We start from the raw sequence: 12662 nt of genomic DNA on the forward strand, positions 1-12662 counted from the left end.
TACACGGTTCCGGAGCTCGGAGCCGTGTTTGCTGCATTGGCGGCCAGCGCTGAGGGTTCGGGCTTGCGATTTCGCCCGTGACCGGGGCCTGTCGGGGTTCGATGAACTTCCCAGGATCGCTCTAGCCGTCGACTGGCGCGTGCCCGCTTCCGGGTGGGCACACGCCGGTGCTCAGGGAATCCCGGCCTGCCGGGAACAACTACTAGGGAGTGATCGAGATGACTGAGACGCAAGTGACCTGGCTGACCCCGGAGTCGCACGACAGGCTCAAGAGCGAACTCGACGCGCTCATCGCCAATCGTCCGGTCATCGCCGCCGAGATCAACGAACGCCGGGAAGAGGGCGACCTCAAGGAGAACGGCGGGTACCACGCCGCGCGCGAGGAGCAGGGTCAGCAGGAGGCGCGCATTCGCCAGCTGCAAGAGCTGCTGAACAACGCCAAGGTCGGCGTCGCACCGACCAAGTCCGGCGTGGCGCTTCCCGGGTCGGTCGTCAAGGTCTACTACGACGGCGACGAGACGGACACCGAAACCTTCCTGATCGCCACCCGCGAGGAGGGTCTCCGCGATTCCAAGCTGGAGACGTACTCGCCGAACTCGCCCCTCGGCGGCGCGCTCATCGACGCCAAGGTGGGCGAGACCAGGGAATACACGCTGCCCAATGGGAACACGATGAAGGTCACCCTGCTCAGCGCCGAGCCCTACCACAGCTGACGCTCTCGGTCGCGCCGCCACGGCAGGCCGATACCCCCGCGGACACGAGCGGCCGCGCCCGATCATCGGGTGCGGCCGCTTCCTCATGTCCGTGAACCTAGCTCAATGCCTGCTCGATGTCCGCAAGCAGGTCGCTGACATCCTCGATGCCGACCGAAAGCCGCACCAAGTCCGCGGGCACCTCCAGCTCGGAACCTTCGGTGGAGGCGTGCGTCATCGCGGCCGGATGCTCGATCAGCGACTCGACACCGCCCAGGGACTCGGCGAGGGTGAAGACCTCGGTCCGCGCGCAGAACTTCCGCGCGGCTTCGACGTCACCATTGAGGCGCACCGAGATCATCCCGCCGAAGCGCCGCATCTGCTTCGCCGCGACGGCATGGCCCGGGTGCTCCGGCAGGCCGGGGTAGATCACATGCGAGATCGACGGGTGCCCGGACAGGAACTCCGCGATGGTCTCGGCGTTGTCGCAGTGCCGATCCATCCGCAGGGCGAGGGTCTTGGTGCCGCGCAGCGTGAGGAACGCGTCGAACGGGCCGGGCACCGCGCCCGCACCGTTCTGCAGGAACGCGAACGCCGCGTCGAGTTCCGGATCGTCGGTGATCAGCGCGCCGCCGATGACGTCGGAGTGGCCGCCGAGGTACTTGGTGGTGGAGTGCACCACGATGTCGGCGCCGAGCAGCAGCGGCTGCTGCAGGTAGGGCGTCGCGAAGGTGTTGTCGACGACCAGTTTCGCGCCCGCCGCGTGCGCGACGTCGGCCAGCGCGGGGATGTCGCCGATGCTCAGCAGCGGGTTGGTCGGGGTTTCGATCCACACCAGCTTGGTGTTCGGCCGGATCGCGGCGCGCATCTCGTCCACGTTGAACACGTGCGCGGGCGAGTGCTCGATCCCCCACTGGCTGAAGACCTTGTCGATCAGCCGGAAGGTGCCGCCGTAGGCGTCGTCGGGGATCACGATGTGATCACCCGGACGCAACGTGGCCCGCAGCGCACAGTCGGTCGCGGCCATGCCGGACGCGAACGCCCGGCCGTAGCGGCCCGATTCCAGCGCGGCGAGGTTCGCTTCCAGTACCGACCGCGTCGGGTTGCCGGTGCGGGCGTATTCGAAACCGCCGCGCAACCCGCCCACGCCGTCCTGGGCGAACGTCGAACTCGCGTAGATGGGCACATTCACCGCGCCGGTCTGCGGATCGGGTTCATACCCGGCGTGCACGGCCCGTGTGGAGAATCCCAGCTCGCTCATGGGGCTCAGCCTAATCGGGGCGATTCCCGGGCAACTTCCCGGTGTAGGCATATCGCCGCTGCGTACGCAGGCGAAACGGACGAATCCGCACAACGGCGTTGGCATAGCGGGACAGCGCCCCTCGATACGATCGAATTACACCGACGTCACCACCAGCACGGAAATCTTGCACCGAAGCAGGGGCGTGAGTTCGGTCTCACTATTTCGCCGCCCCTTTAGGCTGAGTCCATGGTCACTGTGGAAGAACTGTTCGCCACCGACACGCTGCTGTCCGACGACGAGCGCGAGATCCGGGACACCGTCGCGAGCTTCGCGACGCAGCGACTGCGCCCGCACGTCGCGGAGTGGTTCGAGGCGGGCACCTTCCCGGCCCGCGAGCTCGCCCCTGAGCTGGGCGCGCTGGGACTGCTCGGCATGCATCTGGAGGGGTACGGCTGCGCGGGCATGTCGGCCACCACCTACGGTCTGGCCTGCCAGGAGCTGGAGGCGGTGGACTCCGGCATCCGCAGCATGGTCTCGGTCCAGGGGTCGCTGGCGATGACCGCCATCCACAAATTCGGCTCCGAGGAACAGAAACAGCAGTGGCTGCCGGAGCTGGCCGCCGGCCGCGCGCTCGGCTGTTTCGGGTTGACCGAGCCGGACTTCGGTTCGAATCCGGGCGGCATGCGCACCCGGGCGAAGCGCGACGGCTCCGATTGGGTGCTGAGCGGCTCGAAGATGTGGATCACCAACGGCTCGGTGAGCGATGTCGCGGTGGTCTGGGCGCAGACCGAGGACGAAGGCAGGCAGGTGATCCGCGGATTCCTGGTCCCGGCCGGGACGCCCGGGTTCACGACGCGGGAGATGCACCGCAAGCTGTCGCTGCGCGCGTCGGTCACCGCGGAACTGGACCTGGACGAGGTTCGCCTGCCCGCGGACGCGGTGCTGCCGGGGTCGAGGGGACTGGCCGCGCCGCTGGCCTGCCTGAGCGAGGCGCGCTTCGGCATCGTCTTCGGCGCGCTCGGCGCGGCGCGCGAGTGCCTGGCGGCCACCATCGAGTACGCCAGGACCCGCGAGGTGTTCGACAAGCCGCTGGCCGCCTACCAGCTCACCCAGGCCAAGCTGGCCGACATGGCGCTGGAGTTCGGCAAGGGCCAGCTGCTCGCGCTGCACATCGGACGGCTGAAGGACCGCGGCGCGGTCACGCCGGAGCAGGTGAGCGCGGGCAAGCTGAACAGCACGCGCGAGGCCATCGCGATCGCCCGCGAGTGCCGAACCATCTTGGGCGCCAACGGCATCACGCTCGACTACCCGGTCTTGCGCCATGCGAACAATCTGGAGTCGGTGCTCACCTACGAGGGCACCGCGGAGGTACACCAGCTCGTGCTGGGCCGGGCGTTGACCGACGCGAACGCTTTCCGCTGACGAGCCGTTCGGCGGCGGAGCCGCGTAGCGACCGCGCGCTCCGCTGACCCGCCCCGTCCCGGCGTGATGCCGCCGGGCGTGGTGCGGAACGCGGCGAAAAGGGTGCGGATGGATTGCGGGATGCCGTTCGCCGACGGCATCCGAGCGAATCCGCCCTTTCCGCGCCGGACCACCGTTCTGTAGCCGATCGGACGCCGACTCGGTCGCGACGCGGATCACGATCTCCGAGAACGGATTCGGGTCTGCGCGAGCCGCGCACGGACACTACTGTCGGTGCATGTCGTCGATCCGCGCCGCCGAGATTTTCGCGGCACTGTCGCTGACCACCGATCTCGCCGCCGGTATGCCGTTCGAGAAGGGGCTGGCCACCTGCCTGGTCGCCACCGACCTGGCCGCGCGGATCGGGCTGCCGGAAGCCGATCGCCGCGCGGTCTTCCATGCCGCCCTGCTCGGCGATCTCGGATGTACCGGCCGCGCCTCGGAGAACGCGCAGGCGTATGCCGACGACATCGCCTTCCAACGCGCCTGCCACGTGCTGGATCCGGGCGATTCCGCCGTCTTCACCGAGCAACTGCGCCGATTCGGCGGCTGGGCGCCCGCCGCCCAATCGGCGCTGCGCAATCGGTTCGTCGCCCGGTTGCGGTCCGGCGCCACGCAGGCGCTGCGCTCGTCGAGCGAGGTCGTCGAGGCGCTCGGATCGCACCTGGGTCTGCCGGATGCCTCGGTCCGCGCCCTGACCGAGGTGGAGGAACGCTGGGACGGACTGGGTGCGCCGAACCGGCTGCGCGGGGAATCCATTTCGATCGCGGGCCGCGTTCTGCACGTGGCCGAACAGGCGGTGCTCGCGCTGGACGCGGTCGGCGATGAACTCGCGACCGTCTCGGGCCACGGCAACGCGCATCCGGCCGCCCCGCACGACAGAACACGCTCCGCTCTGGGCACTGTGGCGAGACGGCAGGGCGTCGTTCTCGACGAGTTGCGGCGCCGGGCCGGCGGCCATCTCGACCCCGACCTGGTGGCCGTCTGCGATGCCGATGCCATCCGCGCGGTGCTCGACGTTCCCGACCTGCTGGCCGCCGTCCTCGCCGCGGAACCGGGGACGCGGTCTTCGATTCCGTCCGCCGAACTCGACCGGCCCGGTCTGGCGCTGGCCATGATCGTCGACTTGAAAGGCCGTTATCTGCTGGGGCATTCGGCGCACGTGGCCGGGCTCGCCGATGCCGCGGCCGTCCGGATGGGCGTGCCCGCCGACGAAAGAGCGGCACTGCGCGCCGCCGCCCTGCTGCACGATCTCGGCCGGGTCGCGGTGTCGAGCGCGGTCTGGGACCGTCGCGGCCCGCTGGGACCCTGGGACTGGAAACGCGTTCGGCTGCAGAGTCTTCGGACCGAGCGCATCCTGCGCCGCTGCCCCGGGCTGGCGGCGCTGGCCGATCTCGCGGCGGGTCACCACGAACGACTCGACGGCAGCGGCTACCCGCGGGGCAAGCGCGACCTTCCACCCGGTGCTCGATTGCTCGCGGCCGCCGATGTTTTCGCGGCCTGCACCGAAGCGCGGCCCTATCGCCCCGCCGCCCGGCCCGAGGAAGCCACCGCCCAACTGGCGGCAGAGGTCGCGGCGGGCCGACTGGACGGCGATGCCTGTGCCGCCGTCGTCCGTGCCGCCGCGGACGACACCACCATCCCCGCTGTCCACGGCCTGTCCGAGGCCGAGACCGACATCCTCCGGCTGAGGGCCCGCGGCCGCTGCGGCCGGGAGATCGCCGCGGAACTGCTGTTGCCCGAGCGCGCCGTCACCCACCATCTGGCCGAAATCCGCTCCAAGACCGGCCGCCACACCCGGGCGGGCGCGGCCGTCTTCGCGATGACCCACCAGATCCTCCCCGGCTGACTCGCTCGCGCACGGATACGTCCGCGCACCCGCGACGACCTGTGCTGAGCTGCGCCGGGCCCGCGAAACCGCACCTCACAGGCGTGTGCGGGCGGAAGCTAGCGCATTGTTACGTCTTGTCATTCAAGTGCCATGTGGGTGTCACCGGTAGGCCAGCGAAAGCGCGCATCCTTTAGAGGGACCCGGCATTGGGGCGATGCCTCCACCACCACACCATCGGAGGTGCACGATGCACAGCTTGTCGATCGACCGCGGCGTACGGCGGTCCGTTCCGAATGCACTGGGAGCCTGCCATGTTCGTGCGTGACCATCTGCCACGACGCTCGCACGGCGTCGTACGGCCGCTGCCGGATCAGCGCGAACTGGTCGCCGCCTTCGGCGGGCACCCGAGCGAGTCGGGCGAAGACCACCCCCTGGTCGGCTGGGCCAGGACGCTGGCAGCGCTGCACCGGCAGCGCCACTCCGATCCGCTGGCCGCCGCTGGAATAGATTGCCGCCGCGCCGAACTGGTGGCCACGATCGATGCGTGGGTGGTCGACCGACTGCCCCGAAGGCGTGCGACCGACCATTTGCGCAGCGAATCCATCGGCGCCACGGTCGACCGCATGGCCGCCGCCCACGTCCACGCCAGCCATCTGCTGCACACCGCCGAGAAAGTGTCCGACACCCGGGTGCACGCGGCCTGGTACCGACTGGCGCTGCTGGCCGACGAATGGACCGACCTGATCACCGGCGGCGTCCGCGAAACGGTCCGCGGCAGGAGACCGGCATAGGCGTTCGGCCGGAAGCCGCCGTGACTCGGCTTCCGGGTTCGCCGCTCGCCGTGGTCTCGTCTACTTCCCGATGTTGCCCGTGCTGAGGAAACCGAGCAGGTCGTGGCGGGTGATCACGCCGACGGGCTTGCCGTCCTCGACGACCATCAGCGCGTCGGTGTCGGAGAGCGCCTTCGTCGCGGCGGAGATGGGCTCGCCCGAACCGATCAGCGGGAACGAGGGGCTCATGTGCTGGGCCACCGAATCGGTCAGGTTGGCCCGGCCCTCGAAGACCGCCGACAGCAGGTCGCGCTCGGACACGCTGCCCGCGACCTCGCCCGCCATGACCGGCGGCTCGGCGCCGACCACGGGCATCTGGGAGACGCCGTACTCGCGCAGGATCTCGATCGCGTCGCGCAGCGTCTCCGACGGGTGGGTGTGCACCAGGTCCGGCAGCTCGCCGGACTTGCCGCGCAAGACGTCGCCCACGAGCGGTTCGGCCGTGCCGTCCAGCCGTTCACGCAGGAACCCGTAGGAACTCATCCACTCGTCGTTGAAGATCTTCGACAGGTAGCCGCGTCCACCGTCGGGCAGCAGCACCACGACCACCGCGTCCGGGTCGCGCCGCGCCACCTCGACGGCCGCGACGACCGCCATGCCGCAGGAACCGCCGACCAGCAAGCCTTCCTCGCGGGCGAGCCTACGGGTCATCTCGAAGGAATCCGCGTCGGAGACCGCGATGATCTCGTCCGGCACGGCGGGGTCGTAGGCCGACGGCCAGAAGTCCTCGCCGACGCCCTCGACCAGGTACGGCCGCCCGGTGCCGCCCGAGTACACCGAACCCTCCGGGTCGGCGCCGATGATCCGCACCTTCCCGCCGGAGACCTCCTTGAGGTAGCGGCCGGTGCCGGTGATGGTGCCGCCGGTGCCGACACCCGCCACGAAGTGGGTGACCTTGCCGTCGGTGTCGCGCCAGATCTCCGGGCCGGTCGTCTCGTAGTGGCTTTCCGGGCCGCCCGGGTTGGAGTACTGGTCGGGCTTCCACGCGCCGTCGATCTCACGAACCAGGCGGTCGGAGACGCTGTAGTAGCTGTTCGGGTGGTCCGGCGGCACGGCGGTCGGGCAGACCACGACGTCGGCGCCGTAAGCCCGCAGCACGTTGCGCTTGTCCTCGCTGACCTTGTCCGGGCAGACGAACACGCACTTGTAGCCGCGCTGCTGCGCGACCAGGGCGAGGCCGACGCCGGTGTTGCCGGACGTGGGCTCGACGATGGTGCCGCCGGGCCGCAGCTTCCCGGACCGCTCGGCGGCGTCGATCATCTTCACCGCGATCCGGTCCTTGGAGCTGCCGCCCGGGTTCAAGTATTCGATCTTGGCAGCGACCAGCCCCGCGTTCGGTCCCACGACCGAGTTCAACCGGACCAGCGGCGTGTTGCCGATGAGATCCACGACATGATCCGCGATGCGCATGGCCCCCATAGTTGCAGACGCACTAACTGTGAGTTCGCGCACGCCGTGTGCAGCGGCCGCGGACTACCGGCGAACCGGCGCCCGCGGCCTTAGGATCGCTGCCATGAGGCAGCCGAACATCGCCCGCGCCGCAATGCTTCTGGCCGGATCGGCAGTGGCCCTAGTGGTCGGATCCGGCGCTCCAGCGGAGGCGGCCACCGTCGAATTCCCGCAGGTGCCGACGCTCGCGCGCGGCGGCCTGTGCTGGACAAGCATCCGCACCTGGGCCGACACCGGCCCGGAATGGCCCGGGCGCGCCATCCTCAACGTGCGCGCGCTGCCCGTGAACGGCATCGGGCCGGGCTCCTACCCGCTGGCGCCGCTGTGCGAGGTCCGCACCACCGTGGCGTGGCGCAACGTCACCACCGGTGCGACGGGCAGCTACGACAACATCGTGGTCACCGGCATCTACGGCAGCATCCAATACGCGCTGTTCCAGGACACCGGCCCCGGCCTGGTCGAGGTCACCATCTCCACCGACGCGGCGAGCATCCCGGCCCGCGGCAGCTTCGTCGTACCGGGCTGACCTCGGCGGATCGTCGACGCACCCGCGACGCCTGGAAGCCCGCAGCGGCTGCCGGTGCGCCTATGTTCGCCGCTGGTCGACTCGGCGGATTTTCGTAAAATTCCTGGCGTGAGCGCACCTCGGTTTCGCTGGCGCGCGGCCGCGCTGACCGGTGCCGCGGCCGTGCTCGCCGGTTCCGGCGCGGGGACCGCGTGGTGGGCGACCTACCGTCTGCTCATGGCGCAGGCTGGCGTCGCGCGCGGAGTGATCGGCCGGGACACCTCGAAGCCGCCGGAAGCCGACGGCATCTACACCGCGGGCTGCGCGGAGCCCGAGCCGTGGCGTGCGGGCAAGCACGCCGACCTCCATCTGATGATCTTCGGCGACTCCACCGCGGCGGGCCTCGGCTGCGCGGTGGCCGACGAGGTGCCGGGCGTGCGCCTGGCCCGAGGACTCGCCGAGGCGACCGGGCAGCGGATCCGCCTGAGCACCAAGGCGATCTCCGGCGCCACGTCCAAGGGCCTGGCCGGGCAGGTGGACGCGATGTTCGTCGCGGGCCCGCCGCCGGATGCCGCGGTCATTCTCGTCGGCGCCAACGACGTCACCAAGAAGCACTCGATCCGCGCCTCCGCGCGCAGGCTCGCCGCCGCGGTCGCCCGGTTGCGCCGCGCCGACGCGGTGGTGGTGGTCGGCACCTGCCCGAATCTCGGCACTGTGGCGGCCATTCCCCAGCCGCTGCGCACCGTCGTGCAGAACTGGAGCGTGCGGCTGGCCAAGGCGCAGCACGTGGCGACGACGGTCGCGGGCGGGCAACCCGTGCGCATGGGTTACCTGCTCGCCCCCGAGTTCCGCGCCGCGCCGGAGCTGCTGTTCGCCGCCGACGGCTTCCACCCGTCGGCGGCCGGCTACGAACTGGCCGCAGCGCAATTGCTCCCGGCGCTGCTGGAGGCACTGGGCGGGACAGGCGCTTTCGGTCCTCGGCGACGGGACGTAGATTCGGTACGAACCCGTGAGTAACAACTCCGGTTCGCCAGAACCGTCCGACCCAAGGAGTCCTCATGCCTGAGGCCGTCATCGTTTCGACCGCACGCTCCCCGATCGGCCGGGCCCGCAAGGGTTCGCTGGTCGACCTGCGGCCCGACGACCTGACCACGCAGATTGTGCGGGCAGCGCTCGACAAGGTGCCTGCCCTGGACCCCGCCCAGATCGACGACCTGATCCTGGGCTGCGGCTCGCCTGGCGGTGAACAGGGCTTCAACATCGCCCGCGTCGTCGCCGTCCAGCTGGGCTACGACTTCGTGCCGGGCACCACGGTGCACCGCTACTGCGCGTCGTCGCTGCAGACCACCCGCATGGCCTTCCACGCGATCAAGGCGGGCGAAGGCGATGTGTTCATCTCCGCGGGTGTGGAGACCGTGTCGCGCTATGTGAACGGTTCCGCCGACAGCTGGCCCAACACGCAGAACCCGCTGTTCGCCGAAGCGCAGCAGCGCACCGCGAAGACCGCCGAGGGCGGCGCGGGCATCTGGCACGACCCGCGCGAGGACGGCCTGATCCCGGACGTCTACATCGCGATGGGCCAGACCGCCGAGAACGTGGCGACCTCCACCGGCATCACCCGCGAGGACCAGGACCGCTGGGGCGTACGGTCGCAGAACCGCGCCGAGGAGGCGATCAAGAACGGTTTCTTCGAGCGCGAGATCACCCCGGTGACGCTGCCCGACGGCACCGTGGTCAGCAAGGACGACGGCCCCCGCGCCGGGGTCACCTACGAGGCGGTGTCCGCGCTGAAGCCGGTGTTCCGCCCGGACGGCACCGTCACCGCGGGCAACTGCTGTCCGCTCAACGACGGCGCCGCGGCGCTGGTCATCATGAGCGACACCAAGGCCAAGGAGCTGGGCCTGACGCCGCTGGCGCGGATCGTTTCCACCGGCGTGTCCGGTCTGTCGCCGGAGATCATGGGTCTCGGCCCGATCGAGGCGTGCAAGCGCGCGCTGGCGCTGGCGGGCAAGACCATCGACGACATCGACCTCGTCGAGATCAACGAGGCGTTCGCGGTGCAGGTCCTCGGCTCGGCACGGGAGCTGAAGATCGATGAGGACAAGCTGAACGTCTCCGGCGGCGCGATCGCGCTGGGCCACCCGTTCGGCATGACCGGCGCCAGGATCACCACCACGCTGCTCAACAACCTGCAGACCTACGACAAGCAGTTCGGTCTGGAGACCATGTGCGTCGGCGGCGGCCAGGGCATGGCGATGGTCATCGAGCGTTTGAGCTGACCCGCGGACGAAAGGGCGGTCGCCGGATATCCGGCGACCGCCCTTTCGTCGTATCGGCTAGTCGTTCTGGAAGTAGCTCAGCAGCCGCAGGATCTCCACGTACAACCACACCAGGGTGACGGTGAGGCCGAGTGCGACGCCCCAGGCCGCCCGCTCCGGAGCCTGCGCGCGGATCAGCTGATCGGCGGCGTCGAAGTCGAGCAGGAAGCTGAACGCGGCGATGGCGATGACCACCAGGCTGAACACGATCGCCAGCGGACCGCCGTCGCGCAGGCCGAGGCCGCCGTCGATGAAGAAGCTGGCGACGAGGTTGCCCAGCATCAGGACCAGGATGCCGATCATGGCCCCGACGATGATCCTGGTGAATCGCGGCGTCACGCGGATGGCGCCGGTCTTGTAGACCACGAGCATGCCCGCGAAGACACCGAAGGTGCCAAGCACCGCCTGACCGATCAGCGCGCTACCGCCGACCCCGCCGAACTCGATATTGGTGAACATGAACGACAGGGCGCCGAGGAAAAGGCCCTCCGCGACGGCGTAGGACAACACGATCGCCGGGTTGTCCATCTTGTTCGCGAAGGTCGCGATCAGCACGAGCACCAAGCCGACCAGGCCGCCGCCGATCACGAACAGCGGCGCGAGCGAGGTGTTGGCGTTGGTGAGGCCGTAGGAGACGATCGCGGACAGCGCGAGCACCGCGAGGGTGATGCCCGTCTTCGTCACCACGTCGTCGATGGTCATCGAGCGCGTGGTGGGGGGAGCCTGCTGGTACTGGCCGTACTGCTGTGGGTATTGGCCGTACTGGTTGCCGAACTGGCCGGCGGAGGTCACGCCGGAACCGAAGCTGGCGTATCCACCGCCCTCCTGCCTTGGCAGGTTCCTGAAAACCGGATTGCTCGTGGTACGCATGTGAACGGCGTCCCTTTCTGGAGTCGTTGCCGCTGTTCATCGAGTCGCTTCACTCGATATCCAACTGCCCTGTCCAACGTTTGTCATCCGTCGCGAGTTCCCGGGGAGTCGCACAGAGCCGGACAATTCGGACTCTACCTTTGTCGCGGGTCGTGCAGACCACGCACCGACCGAGTCACGGTGAATTTCCGGTTGCGGCCCATCACTTCGGTCCGGCCCACCATCCGTTCGACTACGGCCCGATAGTTCAAATGCGAGTTGTACACCGTCCACAGCTCTCCACCCGGGCGCAACACCCGCCCGGTCTCGGCGAACATTTTGATGGCCGATCCGGTGTGCACGGCCGCGCCGATATGGAACGGCGGATTGCACAGCACCAGGTCGGCGCTGTTGTCCGCCGCCGAGGACATGGCGTCGTCGCGCACGACGCACACTCGGTCGGCGACCCCGTTCGCCTCGGTGGTGGCCCGCGCCGAGGCGACCGCGGCGGCGGATTGGTCGGTGGCGATCACCTTGATACCCGGCCGCGCCTTGGCCAGCGCGACGGCAAGGATGCCGGTGCCGCAGCCGAGATCGATGGCGTCGCGCGCGTCCGGCTTCATCAGTCTCAGGTGCTCGAGCAGGAACCTGGTGCCGATGTCCAGGCGGGCCCCGGAGAATGCCGCGCCGTGCGCGACCACGTCGAGACCGAGTTCGTCCAGCCGGTCGCGCACCGGGAACGGCCGACCGGCTACGGGTTTGGGTCCGGCCACCAGCAGGGTCCGCGACTTCTGCCTGCCGCGGCTGGCGCGCACCTCGGAGAACGACTGCGCCAGCACGTCGTTCATCGACTTGGTCAGATATTTGTCCCGCCCGCCCGCGAACACCTCGACCGCCGGATCCGCGTAGCGCGCGATCGTGTCGGCGACCTCGGCCAGACCGGCCAGCATCCGGGGCAGGCGAAGCAGGACCACCTGGGCATCACGCAGCAACTCGGGGCCGAGCGGGTGCGCGGTGTAGCGATCCGACAAGCCCACCGCGCGGGCGTTGTTCGCGAGGGCGAGTTCGCCGGTGAGCAAGTCCTGATGTACCCGGACGTCGCGCAGATCGTGTCCCGCGATAGCGCCGAGGGTCAGTGCACCATAGGCGTCACCGATGATGGCTACTTTCCCGCTATCCACAGTCGCGAGGGCGTCGGCCGCGACGTCGAGGATCAGCCGATCGGCGGCGTCGACGGCGTAGAGGTTCAGCGCCTCCACGTCCGGATACCGCCGCAACCGGCCAAGTACGTCCTCGACATTTCCCACGCCTCAAGTGTGCTAGATCGTTGCCGCATGGTCGCGCCCACCCCGCCCTATCGATCCCGCTGGATTCCCGGCACGGCGATCCGCACGCTGAATCCGGTCAGGACAAGCGGTTTCGCGGACGCATCGGCGAATACGGCATTCGATCAACCGCCGATCCTCTCTGGCTCGACGGAGGGG

General features: G+C 69.4%; 11 protein-coding genes. 7 read left to right on the top strand and 4 right to left on the bottom strand.

Annotated elements, in window-relative coordinates; genetic code table 11:
- Positions 1–218: 218 nt before the first annotated feature.
- Positions 219–713, top strand: coding sequence for a transcription elongation factor GreA (gene greA, locus ABZ824_RS29135; RefSeq protein ID WP_028477722.1), 495 nt, complete (start codon positions 219–221; stop codon positions 711–713).
- A 97-nt stretch (positions 714–810) separates the two neighbouring features.
- Here the strand turns inward: greA and ABZ824_RS29140 are convergent, their stop codons facing one another.
- Positions 811–1953, bottom strand: a complete 1143-nt coding sequence (locus tag ABZ824_RS29140; protein ID WP_355078577.1) for a cystathionine gamma-synthase — start codon at positions 1951–1953, stop codon at positions 811–813.
- A 228-nt stretch (positions 1954–2181) separates the two neighbouring features.
- On the opposite strand from ABZ824_RS29140, the gene ABZ824_RS29145 reads away from it, so the two are divergent.
- From ABZ824_RS29145 to ABZ824_RS29155, 3 genes are all read left to right on the top strand, one after another.
- Complete coding sequence (locus ABZ824_RS29145) at positions 2182–3357, top strand: acyl-CoA dehydrogenase family protein (protein WP_356966788.1); 1176 nt, start codon at positions 2182–2184, stop codon at positions 3355–3357.
- Positions 3358–3634: 277 nt separating this feature from the next.
- Positions 3635–5245 carry an HD domain-containing phosphohydrolase gene (locus tag ABZ824_RS29150; protein ID WP_356966790.1) on the top strand — a complete coding sequence of 537 codons (1611 nt, stop codon included), beginning with the start codon at positions 3635–3637 and terminating at the stop codon, positions 5243–5245.
- Positions 5246–5538: 293 nt separating this feature from the next.
- Positions 5539–6018 (top strand): DUF4254 domain-containing protein, encoded by a 480-nt coding sequence (locus ABZ824_RS29155; RefSeq protein ID WP_355078574.1) that lies wholly within the window; start codon positions 5539–5541, stop codon positions 6016–6018.
- A 60-nt stretch (positions 6019–6078) separates the two neighbouring features.
- Here the strand turns inward: ABZ824_RS29155 and ABZ824_RS29160 are convergent, their stop codons facing one another.
- Positions 6079–7467: a cystathionine beta-synthase gene (locus ABZ824_RS29160; RefSeq protein WP_195082524.1), complete on the bottom strand. Its 1389-nt coding sequence runs from the start codon at positions 7465–7467 to the stop codon at positions 6079–6081.
- Positions 7468–7570: 103 nt separating this feature from the next.
- On the opposite strand from ABZ824_RS29160, the gene ABZ824_RS29165 reads away from it, so the two are divergent.
- The 3 genes from ABZ824_RS29165 (at position 7571) to ABZ824_RS29175 (ending at position 10290) form a co-directional block, all read left to right on the top strand.
- The gene (locus tag ABZ824_RS29165) at positions 7571–8032 is read left to right on the top strand and encodes a hypothetical protein (RefSeq protein ID WP_356966792.1); all 462 of its coding nucleotides are present in this window, start codon (positions 7571–7573) and stop codon (positions 8030–8032) included.
- A 108-nt stretch (positions 8033–8140) separates the two neighbouring features.
- A complete protein-coding gene (locus ABZ824_RS29170) occupies positions 8141–9028 on the top strand; it encodes an SGNH/GDSL hydrolase family protein (protein ID WP_356966794.1) in 888 nt (295 codons plus the stop codon).
- A gap of 41 nt (positions 9029–9069) precedes the next feature.
- Positions 9070–10290, top strand: a complete 1221-nt coding sequence (locus tag ABZ824_RS29175) for an acetyl-CoA C-acetyltransferase (protein ID WP_355078571.1) — start codon at positions 9070–9072, stop codon at positions 10288–10290.
- A 57-nt stretch (positions 10291–10347) separates the two neighbouring features.
- Here the strand turns inward: ABZ824_RS29175 and ABZ824_RS29180 are convergent, their stop codons facing one another.
- Together ABZ824_RS29180 and ABZ824_RS29185 are read right to left on the bottom strand one after the other, a co-directional pair.
- A complete protein-coding gene (locus ABZ824_RS29180; protein ID WP_355078570.1) occupies positions 10348–11199 on the bottom strand; it encodes a Bax inhibitor-1/YccA family protein in 852 nt (283 codons plus the stop codon).
- A 134-nt stretch (positions 11200–11333) separates the two neighbouring features.
- Positions 11334–12485 (bottom strand): methyltransferase, encoded by a 1152-nt coding sequence (locus ABZ824_RS29185; protein WP_355078569.1) that lies wholly within the window; start codon positions 12483–12485, stop codon positions 11334–11336.
- Positions 12486–12662: the final 177 nt, after the last annotated feature.

Origin of the sequence: Nocardia sp. NPDC047038, assembly GCF_040644075.1 — a bacterium.
In the GTDB taxonomy this organism is placed as follows: Bacteria; Actinomycetota; Actinomycetes; order Mycobacteriales; family Mycobacteriaceae; genus Nocardia; species Nocardia sichangensis.